The sequence below is a fragment of the Rhodovulum sp. MB263 genome (assembly GCF_002073975.1).
Classification (GTDB): Bacteria; Pseudomonadota; Alphaproteobacteria; order Rhodobacterales; family Rhodobacteraceae; genus Rhodovulum.
Window position 1 is genome coordinate 1,577,574 of the sequence record NZ_CP020384.1, and the last position, 15,678, is coordinate 1,593,251.

At 69.2% G+C, this 15,678-nt stretch carries 14 protein-coding genes; 6 read left to right on the forward strand and 8 right to left on the reverse strand.

Annotated elements, in window-relative coordinates; genetic code table 11:
* The first annotated feature begins 126 nt into the window (after positions 1–126).
* From B5V46_RS07475 to B5V46_RS07490, 4 genes are all read left to right on the forward strand, one after another.
* Entirely contained in the window at positions 127–2,109 is a 1,983-nt protein-coding gene (locus B5V46_RS07475) for a heme lyase CcmF/NrfE family subunit (RefSeq protein ID WP_080616019.1), read from the forward strand.
* Positions 2,110–2,117: 8 nt separating this feature from the next.
* Positions 2,118–2,597 carry a cytochrome c-type biogenesis protein gene (locus tag B5V46_RS07480; protein WP_080617983.1) on the forward strand — a complete coding sequence of 160 codons (480 nt, stop codon included), beginning with the start codon at positions 2,118–2,120 and terminating at the stop codon, positions 2,595–2,597.
* An 81-nt stretch (positions 2,598–2,678) separates the two neighbouring features.
* On the forward strand, positions 2,679–3,458 hold the full coding sequence (locus tag B5V46_RS07485) for an enoyl-CoA hydratase-related protein (protein ID WP_080616020.1): 780 nt from the start codon (positions 2,679–2,681) through the stop codon (positions 3,456–3,458).
* A 116-nt stretch (positions 3,459–3,574) separates the two neighbouring features.
* Complete coding sequence (locus B5V46_RS07490; protein ID WP_075785690.1) at positions 3,575–3,763, forward strand: hypothetical protein; 189 nt, start codon at positions 3,575–3,577, stop codon at positions 3,761–3,763.
* A 102-nt stretch (positions 3,764–3,865) separates the two neighbouring features.
* On the opposite strand, the gene gltA is transcribed toward B5V46_RS07490, so the two are convergent.
* A complete protein-coding gene (gene gltA / locus B5V46_RS07495; RefSeq protein WP_080616021.1) occupies positions 3,866–5,164 on the reverse strand; it encodes a citrate synthase in 1,299 nt (432 codons plus the stop codon).
* Between the two features lie 87 nt (positions 5,165–5,251).
* The gene (gene gltX, locus B5V46_RS07500) at positions 5,252–6,664 is read right to left on the reverse strand and encodes a glutamate--tRNA ligase (protein WP_080616022.1); all 1,413 of its coding nucleotides are present in this window, start codon (positions 6,662–6,664) and stop codon (positions 5,252–5,254) included.
* A gap of 77 nt (positions 6,665–6,741) precedes the next feature.
* Between gltX and B5V46_RS07505 the strand changes: the two genes are divergently transcribed.
* Positions 6,742–8,847 (forward strand): ComEC/Rec2 family competence protein, encoded by a 2,106-nt coding sequence (locus tag B5V46_RS07505; protein WP_369822823.1) that lies wholly within the window; start codon positions 6,742–6,744, stop codon positions 8,845–8,847.
* Here B5V46_RS07505 and lexA read toward each other — a convergent pair.
* From lexA to B5V46_RS07535, 6 genes are all read right to left on the reverse strand, one after another.
* Positions 8,841–9,533, reverse strand: coding sequence for a transcriptional repressor LexA (gene lexA / locus B5V46_RS07510; RefSeq protein WP_080617984.1), 693 nt, complete (start codon positions 9,531–9,533; stop codon positions 8,841–8,843). The two genes, B5V46_RS07505 and lexA, sit on opposite strands and share 7 nt — an antisense overlap.
* A 68-nt stretch (positions 9,534–9,601) precedes the next feature.
* Positions 9,602–10,777, reverse strand: a complete 1,176-nt coding sequence (gene glp / locus B5V46_RS07515) for a gephyrin-like molybdotransferase Glp (RefSeq protein ID WP_080616023.1) — start codon at positions 10,775–10,777, stop codon at positions 9,602–9,604.
* On the reverse strand, positions 10,774–11,253 hold the full coding sequence (gene moaC / locus B5V46_RS07520; protein WP_080616024.1) for a cyclic pyranopterin monophosphate synthase MoaC: 480 nt from the start codon (positions 11,251–11,253) through the stop codon (positions 10,774–10,776). Before moaC ends, glp begins: the two co-directional genes overlap by 4 nt.
* Positions 11,253–12,062: an indole-3-glycerol phosphate synthase TrpC gene (gene trpC, locus B5V46_RS07525; RefSeq protein ID WP_080616025.1), complete on the reverse strand. Its 810-nt coding sequence runs from the start codon at positions 12,060–12,062 to the stop codon at positions 11,253–11,255. Before trpC ends, moaC begins: the two co-directional genes overlap by 1 nt.
* Complete coding sequence (gene trpD, locus B5V46_RS07530) at positions 12,059–13,081, reverse strand: anthranilate phosphoribosyltransferase (RefSeq protein WP_080616026.1); 1,023 nt, start codon at positions 13,079–13,081, stop codon at positions 12,059–12,061. Before trpD ends, trpC begins: the two co-directional genes overlap by 4 nt.
* Positions 13,078–13,659: an aminodeoxychorismate/anthranilate synthase component II gene (locus tag B5V46_RS07535; RefSeq protein WP_080616027.1), complete on the reverse strand. Its 582-nt coding sequence runs from the start codon at positions 13,657–13,659 to the stop codon at positions 13,078–13,080. Before B5V46_RS07535 ends, trpD begins: the two co-directional genes overlap by 4 nt.
* Before the next feature lie 156 nt (positions 13,660–13,815).
* Between B5V46_RS07535 and B5V46_RS07540 the strand changes: the two genes are divergently transcribed.
* Positions 13,816–15,594, forward strand: a complete 1,779-nt coding sequence (locus B5V46_RS07540) for a divergent polysaccharide deacetylase family protein (protein WP_080616028.1) — start codon at positions 13,816–13,818, stop codon at positions 15,592–15,594.
* Positions 15,595–15,678: the final 84 nt, after the last annotated feature.

Below are 15,678 nucleotides of genomic sequence, written 5' to 3' on the forward strand. Positions count from 1 at the left end.
GCTGGCGCGGATCGTACTCGTTCAGCCGCGCGCCGCGCCTCCAGGGGGCTCACGATTGCGTAAGGCTCCGGGGGGCGCGACGCAAAACCCATTGGCGCAGTCGCGCCGGCCGGGTAAGACAGCGGCATGGTTATCGAGCTCGGCCACTTTGCCCTCGCCCTCGCCTTCGCCATTGCCCTGGTGCAGGCGATCATTCCTTTGATCGGCGCTCACAAGGGCTGGAGCGGCTGGATGGCGATGGCCGAACCGGCCGCCATCGCGCAGTTCCTGCTGACCGCCTTCAGCTTCGGGGTACTGACCTACGCTTTCGTGGTCTCGGATTTCTCGCTTCGGGTCGTGGTCGATAACTCGCACACGCTGAAGCCGATGCTTTACAAGGTGTCGGGCGTGTGGGGCAATCACGAGGGCTCGATGCTGCTCTGGGTGCTGATCGTGGCGTTTTACGGCGCGCTCGCGGCCTGGTTCGGCGGCGGCCTGCCGCCCGGTCTGAAGGCGCGGGTGCTGGCGGTTCAGGGGGCCATCGGCGCGGCCTTCTACGCCTTCATCCTGTTCACCTCGAACCCGTTCGAGCGCCTGCCCGAGGCGCCCTTCGACGGCCAGGACCTGAACCCGCTGCTGCAGGATCCCGGCCTCGCCTTTCATCCGCCCTTCCTCTATCTCGGCTATGTCGGGCTTTCGATCTGCTTCTCCTTCGCGGTCGCCGCCCTGATCGAGGGCCGTGTCGATGCCGCCTGGGGGCGCTGGGTCAGGCCCTGGACGCTCGCAGCCTGGATCTGCCTGACCGTCGGCATCGCGCTGGGGTCCTGGTGGGCCTATTACGAACTGGGCTGGGGCGGCTTCTGGTTCTGGGACCCGGTCGAGAACGCCTCTTTCATGCCCTGGCTCATCGCCGCAGCATTGCTGCATTCCGCGATCGTGGTCGAGAAGCGCGAGGCGCTGAAGAGCTGGACGATCCTTCTGTCCATCGTCGCCTTCGGCTTCTCGCTGGTCGGGGCCTTCATCACCCGTTCGGGCATCATCACCAGCGTCCATGCCTTCGCCAACGACCCCGAGCGCGGCGTCTTCCTGCTGATGATCCTGCTGGTCTTCATGGGCGGCGCGCTGACGCTGTTTGCGGTACGTGCCAGCGCGATGGAGGCCAAGGGCGTCTTCGGCTCGATCAGCCGGGAATCGGCGCTGGTCTTCAACAATATCCTGCTGGCGGTCGCTGCGCTGGTCGTATTCGTCGGCACGATCTGGCCGCTGGTCGCCGAGATGGCCTTCGACCGCAAGCTCTCGGTCGGCGCGCCCTTCTTCGACATGGCCTTCACGCCCTTCATGGTGGCGCTGGCCTTGCTGCTGCCTTTGGGCTCGATCCTGCCCTGGAAGCGGGCGCGGCTGGGCCGTGCGGCCAGGACTGTGCTTCCCGCGGCGGTACTGGCGGTTGCCTTTGGTGCCCTGATCTGGGCGATGCAGACCGGTCGCAGCGCGCTGGGTCCCGTCGGCGTGGCGCTTGGCATCTGGCTGATCGCAGGCGCCCTCGTCGATCTTTTGATGCGCGCCGGGCGAGGCAAGGGGCTTCTGGTCCGGGCCGGGCGGCTTGCGCGGCTGCCGCGGGCCGACTGGGGCAAGGCGGTCGCGCATGCCGGGCTCGGGATCACCATGATCGGCATTTCCGCGATGCTGGCCTGGAACCAGGAAGACATTCGCGTGGCCCAGATCGGCGAGCGCTATGACCTGGGCGGCTACGGCTTCCGGCTGGACCGGGTGCAGAAGCTGGAAGGCCCGAACTACATCTCGACCACCGCCACCATGAGCGTCTGGCGCGGCGACAAGCAGATCGCAGAAATGCATCCCGAAAAGCGGGTCTACCCGGTCGCGGGCATGCCCACGACCGAGGCGGCCATCGACGGCGGGTTTCTGCGCGATCTTTATGTCGCCATCGGCGATCCGCAGCAGGACGGCGGCTGGGCGGTGCGCACTTATATCAAGCCCTTCGCCAACTGGATCTGGATGGGGGCCATCGTGATGGCGCTGGGCGGGCTTCTCAGCCTTTCCGATCGCCGGGTCCGCGTTGCCGCCGGGGCGCGCAAGGATCGCGGCCCCGTGCTGCCCCAGCCCGCCGAATGAGGATGCCGATGCCCCGTCCCGCGCTGATCTCTGCCCTTCTGCTGGCCCTGAGCCTGACCCCGCTGCTAAGCGGGCCGCTGAAGGCGGTCGAACCGAACGAGATGCTGGCCGACCCGGCCGAAGAGGCCCGCGCCCGCGAGATCTCGAAGGGCATCCGCTGTCTCGTCTGCCGCAACGAAAGCATCGACGATTCCAACGCCGATCTGGCGCGCGACCTTCGGATTCTGGTGCGCGAGCGGATCGCGGCGGGCGACAGCGATACCGAGGTCGTCGACTATCTGGTCGACCGCTATGGCGAATACGTCCTGCTGAAACCCACCGCCACCGGCTCGAACCTCGTGCTGTACATCGCAGGGCCGCTGATGCTGGTACTGGGGCTGGGCGCGGCCGTTTTCTACATTCGCGGACGCCGGGCCGGGCGCGATGCGGGCTCGGAGGCGCTGAGCCCCGAGGAAGAGGCGCGGCTGAAAGAGATCCTCGGCAAGTGAGGCGCTGACCTCGCGTCTCCCTTTTCCCCGGGCGCGCTGCCGCTAGTCTGACCGGAGACCGGGCAAGGGGAGGATACTGCCGTGACGGATTACAAGACCATCGGATTTGACTGCACGAACGGGCTGGCGGTGGTGACGCTGAACCGGCCCGAGGTGATGAATGCGCTCAGCGCGCAGATGCGGGCCGAGATCGCCCATGCGATGCGCGCGGCGGGGCAGGCGGCGCGGGTCGTGGTACTGACCGGCGCGGGCCGGGCCTTCTGTTCGGGGCAGGACCTGGGCGACGGTGCCAACATCGCCAATATCGACATCGAGCGCACGCTGCGGGACGAATACGAACCGATGCTGAACGCCATCATCGACTGTCCGGTGCCGGTGATCGCGGCGGTCAACGGCGCCGCCGCCGGGGCCGGGGCCAATCTGGCGCTGGCCGCCGATGTGGTCATCGCCTCCGAGGCTGCGGTTTTCGTGCAGGCCTTTACCCGCATCGGGCTGATCCCCGATGCGGGCGGCACTTACTGGCTGCCCCGGCAGGTGGGCTTTGCCCGCGCGATGGGGGCGGCCCTTTTCGCCGAACCCGTCCCGGCGCGTCAGGCGGCCGAGTGGGGCATGATCTGGGAGGCCGTGCCCGAGGACGGGTTCGAGGCCCACTGGCGCGCCCGGGCGGCGCAGCTGGCCTCTGGGCCGACCGTGGCTTACGCCAATCTCAAGACCGCGCTGCGGCGCTCGGTCTCGAACGATTTCGAGACCCAGCTGTCGCTGGAGGCCGAACTGCAGGGCCGCTGCGGTGCCTCGCGCGACTTCAAGGAGGGCGTGCTGGCCTTTCTCGAGAAGCGCAAGGCCCGGTTCGAGGGCTGCTGAGACGGGGGCGGTCGGCCGGTCCTTGCCGAGGCGAGGCCCGGCTCCGTGCGGCGATGGAACGGGACGGGCAAGCCGTGCGTTGGGCAGGGCAAATGACCCAAGGGAAAGGATCCGCCATGACCCGTCTTCATACGATCACCGCCGTTTCGCTTCTTGGCGCCGCCTTGCTGGCGGGGTGCGGCGAAAGCTACGGCGAACGCGCACTGACCGGCGGCGTGCTGGGCGCTGGCGTTGGTGCAGCGACCGGCAACGATGTGGGGACCAGTGCCGCGATTGGGGCCGGTGCGGGTATCCTGACCAAGTAACCGGACCCCGCCGGGCGTCCGGCGCCCCGAGATGAACCCGAAATGAAACGGACCCGCAGGCATCGGCCTGCGGGTCCTGTGTTTCGGTGACGGCCGGGGCGCTCAGCGCCGGTCTTCGACATCCACGTAGTCGCGGCGGGTGGCGCCGGTGTAAAGCTGGCGCGGACGGCCGATCTTCATCGTCGGATCGGCGATCATTTCCTTCCATTGCGAGATCCAGCCGACGGTGCGGCTGACCGCGAAGATCGGCGTGAACATCGAGGTCGGGAAGCCCATCGCGTCGAGAATGATGCCCGAGTAGAAATCGACATTCGGGTAGAGCTTCTTCGAAACGAAATACTCGTCCTCCAGAGCGATCTTCTCGAGCTCCATCGCGACCTTCAGGGTCTCGTTGTTCTCGATGCCCAGCAGCTCCAGCACCTCGTCGGCGGATTGCTTCATCACCTTGGCGCGCGGGTCGAAATTCTTGTAGACCCGGTGGCCGAAGCCCATCAGGCGGAACGGATCGTTCTTGTCCTTGGCGCGGGCGATGAATTCCGGGATGCGGTCGACGGTGCCGATCTCGCGCAGCATTTCCAGACAGGCCTGGTTGGCGCCGCCATGGGCCGGGCCCCAGAGGCACGCGATCCCGGCCGCGATGCAGGCAAAGGGGTTCGCGCCCGAGGACGAGGCCAGACGCACCGTCGAGGTCGAGGCGTTCTGCTCGTGATCGGCATGGAGCGTCAGGATCCGGTCCATCGCGCGGGTCAGGATCGGGTCGACCTCGTATTCCTCGCAGGGCACGGCAAAGCACATGCGCAGGAAGTTCGAGGCATAGTCGAGATCGTTGCGCGGATAGATGAAGGGCTGGCCGATCGAATACTTGTAGGCCATCGCCGCGATGGTCGGCACCTTGGCGATCAGCCGGATCGAGGCGACCTCGCGCTGCCAGGGGTCCGAGATGTCGGTCGAGTCGTGATAGAAGGCCGACATGGCGCCGACCACGGCCACCATGACCGCCATCGGGTGGGCGTCGCGGCGGAACCCGGTGAAGAAGCGGTGCATCTGTTCATGCACCATGGTGTGGCGGGTGACGCGGTTCTCGAAATCCTCAAGCTGGGGCGCGGTCGGCAATTCGCCGTAGAGCAGCAGGTAGCAGACTTCGAGGAAGTGGGATTTCTCGGCAAGCTGGTCGATCGGGTAGCCGCGATGCAGAAGTTCGCCCTTGTCGCCGTCGATGAAGGTGATCTTGCTTTCGCAGGACGAGGTCGAGGTGAAGCCCGGATCGTGGGTGAAGATCCCCATCTGGCCGTAGAGCTTGCGGATATCGACCACGTCGGGCCCGGAGCTCGGGCTCAGGACCGGCAGTTCGAGCGAGGTTTCCCCCAGGGTCAGTGTCGCAGATTTCTTGCTGTCATCCATAAAAGTCCCTCTTCTTGAGAGACCGGGCCGCGCTCCCTGTTCGCGGCGCCGGTCGGTGGCGTGCAGAGGGCTTTCGGCGGGGATGCCTCAGCCCTGGCTGTCAGCCAGCCGGGCAAGCGTTTCCTCCCGGCCGATGACAAGCATCATATCAAAGATACTGGGCGTAACCGTCCGCCCGGCAAGTGCGGCGCGAAGCGGTTGGGCCAACTTGCCGAGACCGATGCCATGGGCCTCGGCAACTCCGGTCACGGCCGCCTCGAGTGCGTCACGCGTCCAGCTAGCACTTTGCAGCTGCGGCGTCAATTCTGCCAGTATACCACGGGATACATCATCGAGAGATTTTGCCGCTTTCTGATCCGGTTCGAATGGCCGCTCGCCCAGAATGAAATGTGCCTTTTCAAGAAGTTGCGGGATGTTCTTCGCGCTTTGCTTGAGGCAGGGCAGGGCGCGTGCAAAACCCTCTTGCTGCGCGGTCGAAAGCGGCGGTTGTTTCGTTGCGGCCAGATAATCCGCCACTTCTTGCAGGAGTGCAGCATCTTCCGACGCCGCCAGATGCCGCCCCGAAAGGTTCTCGAGCTTCTTGAAGTCGAGCCGGGCCGGAGAGCGCCCGATTCCCTCCAGCGCGAACCAGGCCCTGGCCTGGTCGTCGGTGAAGAACTCGTCATCGCCATGCGACCAGCCGAGCCGGGCGAGATAGTTGCGCATGGCGGCGGCCGGGTAGCCCATGGCCTGATATTCCTCGACCCCGAGCGCGCCATGGCGTTTCGAAAGCTTCTTTCCGTCCGGCCCGTGGATCAGCGGGATATGCCCCCAGACCGGCACCGGCCAGCCCATGGCGTGGTAGATCTGCATCTGCCGGGCGGCGTTGTTGAGGTGGTCGTCGCCCCGGATCACATGGGTCACGCCCATGTCGTGATCGTCGACCACCACTGCCAGCATGTAGGTGGGCGTGCCGTCCGAGCGCAGCATCACCATGTCGTCGAGCTGGTCGTTGGCGATCTTCACATTGCCCTGCACCTTGTCCTCGATCACCGTCACGCCCTCGCGGGGCGCCTTCAGCCGGATCACATAGGGGGCATCGGGATGGGTGGCCGGGTCGGCCTCGCGCCACGGGCTCTGGAACAACGTCGAGCGGCCCTCGGCGCGCGCGGCCTCGCGAAAGGCCTCGATCTCGTCCTGGGTCGCGAAACACTTGTAGGCGGTGCCGTTTGCCAGCATTTCCCGTGCGACCTCGGCATGACGGGGCGCGCGCTCGAACTGGCTGACTGCCTCGCCGTCCCAGTCGAGACCGAGCCAGGTCAGCCCCTTCAGGATCGCGGCCGTCGCCTCGGGGGTCGAGCGGGCGCGGTCGGTATCCTCGATCCGCAGCAGGAAGCGACCGCCCCGGCCGCGCGCGTAAAGCCAGTTGAACAGCGCCGTGCGTGCGCCGCCGATATGCAGAAACCCGGTCGGCGAGGGCGCGAAACGGGTGACGACAGGGCCGTCCGACAAGTCGGTCATGAGCCTTAACCTTTTGTTCACCATGATGGAGATAGCGTCTCCGCCTGTCTAGGAGATCGCTGCGGAGAGGACAAGCGGTGGGGCTGCTGCTGACGGGGCCGGTCACGCTTCGGCGACCGGCGCGGCTGGCGCGGATGCCGGCCCGGGCGATGTCGGCGCTGCTGACAGCGGTCGAGGCCCGGCGCGGCCATCTCTTCCCCTGGACGCCGGTCTTCCTGTCGCTGGGCATCGGCCTCTATTTCGCGCAGGCCACGGAACCGGCGGTCTGGGCACTCTGGGCCTGTGCCGGGGCGGCGGCGGGACTGGCTGTTGCCGCGCGGCGGGTGCCGGAGCTCTGGGCGCCGGTCCTGATCGCGCTGGCTCTGGTGGCCGGAGGCACTGCGCTTGCCGGCGCGCGTGCCCATCTGGTCGCGGCACCCAAGCTCGATCACCGCGTCTATGGCGCGCTCGAGGGCCGGGTGCTGGTGCTTGACCGCTCGATTTCGGATGCGCCGCGGATCACGCTCGACCGGGTCTGGATCGAGCGCGTCCCCCCCGGGGAGACGCCGCACCGGCTGCGCGTGGCGCTGCATGGCGAGGGCGGTGTCATGGCGCCGCCGCCCGGTGCCCGGATCGCGATGATGGCGCATCTGTCGCCGCCAAGCGCGCCGGCCGAGCCCGGCGGTTTCGATTTCCGCCGCCATGCCTGGTTCCAGAAGATCGGCGCGGTGGGGTATGCCAACAGCCCGGCGGTGACGCTGAGCGCGCCCGAAGGCGGTGCGACGCTTCTGGTGCACCGGATGCGGATGGCGCTGTCCGGGGCGCTCCGGGCGCGCCTCCCGGGCGATCAGGGCGCCTTTGCCGCCGCGATCCTGACCGGCGACCGCTCGGCCATGTCGCGCGACACGATCCAGGCGCTGCGCGATTCGAACCTCGCGCATCTGCTGGCGATCTCGGGGCTGCATATGGGGCTGCTGACCGGGGTGGTCTTCACCGCGCTGCGCTTCGCGCTGGCGCTCTGGCCGCGGCTGGCGCTGCGGCTGCCGACGAAGAAGATCGCGGCGGCAGGGGCGCTGGCGGCCGGGGCGGTCTATCTTGCGCTGTCGGGCGGCAATGTCGCGACCGAGCGTGCCTTCATCATGGTCGCGGTCGTGCTTGGCGCGGTGATGGCCGACCGCCGGGCGCTGACGTTGCGCGCCGTGGCGCTGGCCGCGCTGATCGTGCTGGTCCTGACCCCCGAAAGCCTGACCCAGGCGGGCTTCCAGATGTCCTTTGCCGCGACGACGGCGCTGATCGCGGTCTTTGCCGCGCTGCGCGACCGCCCCGCCGACCGCTGGCGCCCGCCCCGCTGGGCGCAAGGCGCGCTGGCGGTGGTGATCTCCTCGGCGGTGGCGGGGGCCGCGACCGCACCCTTCGGGGCCGCGCATTTCAACCAGGTCTCGCAATTCGGGCTGATCGCCAATCTGGCCTCGGTGCCGCTGATGGGGCTTCTGGTGATGCCCGCCGCGGTCGCCGCCGCCTGTCTCGCGCCCTTCGGGCTGGCGGTGCTGGGGCTCGAGCCGATGCGCTGGGGCATCGCCTGGATCCTCTGGGTGGCCGAGCGCGTGGCGGGGCTTGACGGCGCAGTCTGGCCCGTGCCCGCGCCGGGGCCGGCCGTGCTGCCGCTGATCGCGGTCGGGGCGCTTTTTGTCATGCTCTGGACGGGCCGCGCCCGGGCGCTGGGGCTGGTGCCGATCCTCGCGGCTTTCGCGCTCTGGTCGGCGGTCGAGCGCCCCGCACTGCTGATTGCCGACAGCGGAGGGCTGATGGGCGCGATGGGCCCCGAGGGGCGGGCGCTGTCGAAACCCTCGGGCGAGGGCTTCGTGGCGCTGAGCTGGCTCGAGAATGACGGCGATGGCGCCGATCAGGCCGGGGCCTTCGCCCGGCCGGGGCTGACGGGCGCGCGCGGCGCGCAAGAGGCGGTGGTGGCGGGACAGCGGGTGACGTTGATCACCGGGCGCGGCTGGGTCGACCGGATCGCGTCGGCCTGTGCGCAAGGCTGGGTGGTGGTGCCGCAATATGTCGACGATCCGCCTGCGGGATGCCGGATCTTCGAGCGCGCGGCGCTTGCCCGGACCGGGGCGCTCGCGCTTTTCCCCGGTGCGGATGGCCCGCGCATTGTCACTGCCCGCGCGCGGGCGGGCGACAGGCTCTGGGCTCAGTAGGTTCGGATCAGACCGACCAGACGGCCCTGCACCTTGACCTGGTCCGAGCGCAGGATCCGGGTCTCATAGGCCGGGTTTGCCGCCTCGAGCGCGATCATCTCGCCCTTGCGACGAAAGCGTTTCAGCGTGGCCTCGAACCCCTCGACCAGCGCCACCACGATCTCGCCATTCTCGGCGGTGTTCTGTTCGCGAATGACCACCACGTCGCCATCGTTGATCCCGGCCTCGATCATCGAGTCGCCCTTGACCTCGAGCGCGTAATGCCGTGCCCGCCCCGACAGCATCGAGCCGGGCACCGCGACCGTATGCGAGACCTCCGAGATGGCCTCGATCGGCGTGCCGGCCGCAATCCGGCCCATCACCGGCAGTTCCAGCGCATCAACAGGCGTCACATCCATTGCCGCCGCCGGCGGAGGCGTCTCGGGGCGATCGCCCTCGATGACGACCGGGCGGAAGCCCCTGGCCTCCAGCGCTTCGGGCAGCTTGACGATCTCGATGGCGCGGGCGCGATGGGCCAGACGACGGATGAACCCGCGTTCCTCCAGCGCCGTGATCAGCCGGTGGATGCCCGATTTCGAGCGCAGGTCCAGGGCCTCCTTCATCTCGTCGAAGGACGGAGGAACGCCGTCACGCTGCATCCTTTTATGAATGAATTCAAGAAGATCAAGTTGCTTTCGAGTCAACATGTCCATCCCCCCACAGGATCGCGTTCCATCCTGTTCTACACATGTTCACGTTTTGTGTCAAGCTTTAGTTACCGCAACGTTAAGTACTCTGCCAGGGCGCCCGCGGGCTGCGGACCGTCGCCCGCCGGACGGATCAGAAGCGCATCGGCCTCGGCCAGCACCGACAGAAGCGCGCTGTCCTGCCGCTCGAAGGGCAGAAGGCCATCCGGTGTCATCCGGGCCCGCAGGTAATGGGTGCGCGGGCCATTGGACTCGACACGGGCGGCGAGCGGCGCGCGGGCAATGGGCAGCGGCGCCTTGGGCAGTCCCTGGAAGGCGCGCAGCGCGGGGCGCAGGAAGATATGGCCGCAGACCATGGCCGAGACCGGGTTGCCGGGCAGCCCGATCATCGCAGCCGCGCCGAGACGGCCGGCCATCACCGGCTTTCCGGGGCGCATCGCCACCTTGTAGAACGAGGGCGCCATCCCGAGATCGGCCGCGACCTTGCCGACGATGTCGTGATCGCCGACCGAGGCGCCGCCGATGGTCACCACCAGATCGGCCCCCTCGGCCAGCGCGAAGACGCTGCGCAGCGAGGCCTCGCTGTCGCGGGCGATCGGCAAGAGCCGGGCGATGCCGCCCTCGGCCTCGATCAGCGCCTTCAGCCCGAAGCCGTTCGCGGCCACGATCTGGTCCGGTCCCGGGGTCTCGCCCGGCATCACCAGCTCGTCGCCGGTCGCGACCAGCGCAACCTCGGGGCGGCGGTGGACGGGCAGGGCGGGCAGGTTCATCGCGGCGGCCAGCGCCAGATCGGCGGGCCCCAGTCGGCGCGGCGCGGACAGAAGCTCGCCCTCGCGGAAATCGCCGCCCGCCGCGCGGATATTGGTGCCGTGATCGAAGCCCGCGCCCAGGACGATGCGGTCGCCCGCGCGGCTCACATCCTCCTGGATGACGACGCGGTCGGCGCCCTCGGGCAGGGGGGCGCCGGTGAAGATCCGCACCGCCTGGCCCGGCGCCACGCTGCCGGTCCAGCCAGACCCGGCCGCGGCCTCGCCCTCGACCCGCAGCTCTGCGCCCGGGCGCGCGTCTTCCTCGCGGATTGCGTAGCCGTCCATCGCCGAGGCCGCGAAGGGCGGCTGGCTGCGGCGCGCGGCGACCGGACGGGCCAGCACCCGGCCCGCGGCCTCGGCCAGCGGGACCTCCTCGACCGGCAGCGCCTCTATAAGGTCGAAGACATGGCCAAGCGCCTCTTCGACCGAAATCATTCGGCGGCCTCGTAGCGGCCCGACTTGCCGCCTTCTTTCAGCTTCAGCCGGATGCCGCCGATCTCCATGCCCTTCCCGGCGGCCTTGAGCATGTCATAGACCGTCAGCGCGGCGGTCGAGACCGCGGTCAGCGCCTCCATCTCGACCCCGGTGCGCCCGGCGGTCTTGACCGTGGCCTCGATCCGCAGCCCCGGCAGGCTGTCATCGGGGGTCAGATCGACCGCGACCCGGGTTATCGGCAGCGGATGGCAAAGCGGGATCAGGTCGGATGTCCTCTTGGCCCCCATGATGCCCGCCAGCCGCGCGACGCCGATCACGTCGCCCTTCCTCGCGGTGCCCGCGACCACAAGCGCGAGCGTCTCGGGGCTCATCCGGACCCAGCCGGTCGCGACGGCCAGCCGCGCGGTTTCGGGCTTCTCGGACACATCGACCATATGCGCCCGGCCTTCGGCGTCGAAATGGGTCAGCTCGGCCATCAATGCGCGCCCATCGCCGGGTTGGCCAGCAGCGAGCGGGTCGCGGCGGCGACATCGTCCTGGCGCATCAGGCTTTCGCCGATCAGGAAGCTGCGGACCCCGTACATCGCCATCTGCGCCAGATCGGCCGGGGTGTTGAGCCCGGATTCGCTGACGATCTGGCTGCCCTCGGGCACCCTTTTGGCCAGTTGCCTTGTGGTCTCGAGGCTGGTCTCGAAGGTCTTGAGGTTGCGGTTGTTGATGCCGATCAGCGGCGATTTCAGCCGGGCGGCGCGATCGAGCTCGGTGGCATCATGCACCTCGATCAGCGCATTCATCCCCCAGGAAGTCGCCGCCTCCTCGAGCTCGGCGGCCTGGGCGTCCGAGACGCTGGCCATGATGATCAGGATGCAGTCGGCGCCCAGCGCGCGCGCCTCGGCCACCTGATAGGTGTCGTACAGAAAATCCTTGCGCAGGACCGGCAGCTTCACCGCGGCGCGGGCCTCGGTGAGATAGGCCTTGTCGCCCTGGAAGGAGGGGGTGTCGGTCAGCACCGACAGGCAGGTTGCGCCGCCCGCCTCATAGGCATGGGCCAGCGCGGGCGGGTCGAAATCGGGGCGGATCAGACCCTTCGACGGGCTGGCCTTCTTGATTTCGGCGATCAGCCCGTAGCCTGTCAGCGCGGCGCGGTGCAGTGCCTCGGCAAAGCCGCGCACGGGCGGCGCGGCGCGGGCCGCCGCCTCGATCTCGGAGAGCGGCCGCGCGGCCTTGTCGGCGGCGACTTCCTCCAGCTTGTAGGCCTTGATGCGGTCCAGGATCGTCTCGGTCATACCGCTTTCTCCGAACTGATCTGGGCGAGGCCCTCGACCTTGGCCCGGGCTGCGCCGCTGTCGATGCTGGCGCGGGCCTGCTCGACCCCCTCGGCCAGCGTGGTGACGCGCCCTGCCACCACCAGCGCGGCGGCTGCGTTCAGCAGCACCGCGTCGCGATAGGCCGAGGGCTCGCCGTCGAGCAAGGCCGCGAAGGCGCGGGCATTGTGTTCGGGGGTGCCGCCGATGATGGCCTCGAAGGGATGGACCGGCAGGCCCGCCTCTTCGGGATGGAGCTCGCGCTCGGTGATGGTGCCCTCTTCCAGCATCGCGACATGGCTGATGCCGGCAATCGAGAGCTCGTCGGTGCCGTCGCCGCCATGCACCAGCCAGGCGACCTCGCTGCCCAGCCGGTCGAGCGTCTCGGCCATCGGCCGCAGCAGTTCCTTCGAGAAGGCGCCGGTCAGCTGGCGCGTGACCCCGGCGGGGTTGGTCAGCGGGCCGAGGATGTTGAAGATCGTCCGGGTGCCCAGCTCGGCCCGGGTCGGCCCGACATGGGCCATGGCCGGATGGTGCATGGGCGCCATCATGAAACCGATGCCGACCTCCTTCAGCGCCTTCTCGACCACATCGGCGCCGACCATCACGTTGATGCCCATATGGGACATGGCATCCGCCGCACCCGATTTCGACGACAGGTTGCGGTTGCCGTGCTTGGCGACCGGCACGCCCGCGCCGGCTACCACGAAGGCGGTCGCGGTCGAGATGTTCAGCGTGCCCTTGCCGTCGCCGCCGGTGCCGACGATGTCGATGGCGTCCGCAGGCGCGCGCACCTTGCGGCATTTCGAGCGCATGACCTTGGCCGCGGCGGCATATTCGTCGACGGTCTCGCCGCGGGTGCGCAGTGCCATCAGCAGGCCGCCGATCTGGCTGGGCGTCGCCTCGCCCTCGAACAGCGCCTGGAAGGCGATCTCGGCCTCTTCCCGGGTCAGCGGGCGCTCGGCGGCAAGGCCGATCAGAGGTTTCAGGCTGTCGCTCATGCGGGTACCTTCATGCTGTCGAGGAACGTCCTGAGAAGGGCGTGACCGTGTTCCGAGGCGATGCTTTCGGGGTGGAACTGCACCCCGTGGATCGGTAGCTCGCGATGGCGCAGCCCCATGATCGTTCCGTCTTCCAGCCAGGCATTGGCGATCAGGCAGTCGGGCAGGCTGGCGCGCTCGACGATCAGCGAATGATACCGTGTCGCCCCGAAGGGCGAGGGCAGCCCGGAAAACACGCCCGAGCCGTCATGTTCGATGCGGCCCATCTTGCCATGCACGATCTCGGAGGCACGCACGACCTTCCCGCCGAAGGCCTCGCCGATGGTCTGATGCCCCAGGCAGACGCCCATCAGCGGCGTGCCGGTCTCGGCCGCGGCGCGGGTCAGGGGCAGGCAGATCCCGGCCTGGGCCGGATCGCAGGGGCCGGGCGACAACAGGATCGCCGAGGGCCGAAGCGCCATCGCCTCCTGGACGTTCAGCCTGTCGTTGCGCACGACCCTGGTCTCGGCGCCGAGCTCGCCCAGATAGTGCACGAGATTATAGGTGAAACTGTCGTAATTGTCGATCAAGAGCAGCATGGTCAGCGCCTTCGCGAAAGGGGATGAACCGGGTCGCGGGTCGGGCTATACATGCCCAGAGCGACGCGCCCCGGTCAAGGGGCGGCGGCGGGGCAAAGGGTCCCGCATCGGACAGGGCGGCGCGGGCAGGCCGCCGGGAAGTCGGAGGTAAGAGGCATGGGCAGGGGGTTTTTCGGTGGCTTTCTCTGGGGGGCCGCGACCAGCGGTCTGGCGCTGGCCGCCTTGGCGGTGGTGACGCCGCCCGGCACCGAGCCGTCGGGGGAAGCGCCGGGCGAGACGCTGGGCGAGACCCCGGCGCCGCGCTTCCCGGCGGGGCCCGAGCGTGCGGCGCCGGCCGCGCCCGAACCCGACAGCGCCCCGGACCGGGTCGCGGCTCCGGCCTCGCGTCCCGGGATCTCGGCCGCGCCCGAAGCCGGGCCCGCCACCGATATCGACCTGCCGCCGGGTTCGGCATTCAACCGGCCCCGGCCCGAGGCCGAGACCCTGCCGCCCGAACAAGAGCTGCCGGACGAGGCCCCGGTGAGGGGCGCGCCCGCGCCGGTCGCCGTGACCGAGGCGCCCTTGCCCGATACCGAGCCCGCCGCCGCGCCGGCGCCGGTTTCGGCAATGCCCGAGACGATGGCCCCGCCGATGGGCTCGGATGCGGCGCTCGATCTGGGCGGGGCCGCGGCGCCTGCGGCCGAGGAGCCGCGGCCTGCCGCCCGCTCCATGCGCGGCCCCTCCGCGCCGGATGCCGTCGCTGTTCCTGCGGCCGTTCCCGAGCCTGAGGCCCCCGAAACCCTGCACGAAACGCCGCCCGTGCCGGAGATGCCGGCGGCCTCCGCCGGTCCGGTGCCCGATACAGTTCCGGAGTCTGGCCCTGCCGCTGGCCCAGAGCCCGGCGCGGAGACTGGCCCTGAGACTGCCCTCGACCCGGAGACTGGCGCCGAGGCCGGTCCCGACACCGCGCCCAAGTCCGAACCCGAATCCGTCCCCGAGATGGTCCCCGAGATAATTCCCGAGGCTGGCTTCGCCCCTGAGACGGCTACCGAGACGGCCCCCGAGACCGGGCCTGTGACGGAGCCTGCCGCCGAGCTTGCCACCGAGCCTGAGGCTGCAGCCGGGGCGCCCGCGGTTCTGCCTGAGGTGCTGCCCGAGGTTCTGCCGCCGCCGGAGCCCGACGGCCCGGCCATCCCGGAACGCGCGGCGGCTTCGGAGGCGCCGCCGCCGGCGCTCGCAGAGGGTGCGGCGGTGTCCGGGCCGGATGCGGCAAGCCCTGCGGCGCCAGGAGCGCTGGCGCGCAATGCCGTGCCTTTCAAGGCCCCGCCCGGGTCGCCGCTCTTGTCGCTGGTCCTGATCGATGTCGGTGCGGAGGGGCTCGACCGCCAGACGCTTCTGAGTTTTCCCTTTCCGGTGACCTTCGTTATCGACGCCGCCGCGCCCGATGCCGAAGCGGCGATGGAGACCTATCGCGCCGCGGGCTATGAGGTGGCGGTGCTGGGGAGCGGGCTTGCGGATCTGGCACCCGGGGCCGCCGCCGCCCGTGTCGGCGCGGCGCTCGACCGCATCGGTGGCAGCATCGCCATGCTCGACCCCGGACCGGGCGGGGGGCGGGACGATCGCGATCTGTCGGGGCCGGTGCTGGATGTGCTCGCGAAAAGCGGCCATGGGCTCGTCACTCCCGAACAGGGCCTGAACGATGTTCTGCGCGCGGCAGAGCGGGCCGGACTGCATGAGACCGTCGGCTTCCGGACATTCGACGATGCGGGACAGACGGCCGAGACCATCCAGCATATGCTCGACCGCGCGGTCTCCGAGGCGCGTCAGAACGGACATGCGGTGATGGTCGGGCACAGCCGTGCCGAGACCGTGGCGGCGGTATATGCTTGGGCGCTGTTGTCGGGGCCCGCCGATGCCGTGCTGGCCCCGCTTTCCGCGGTGCTGCGCCAGCCCTGAGCCCGTCATCTCTGCCGTGGCGAGCTGCGGCAGACATGGAGCCCGCCGCAGAAACCTCTCGCAGGAACCTCCTGCGGCATCCCT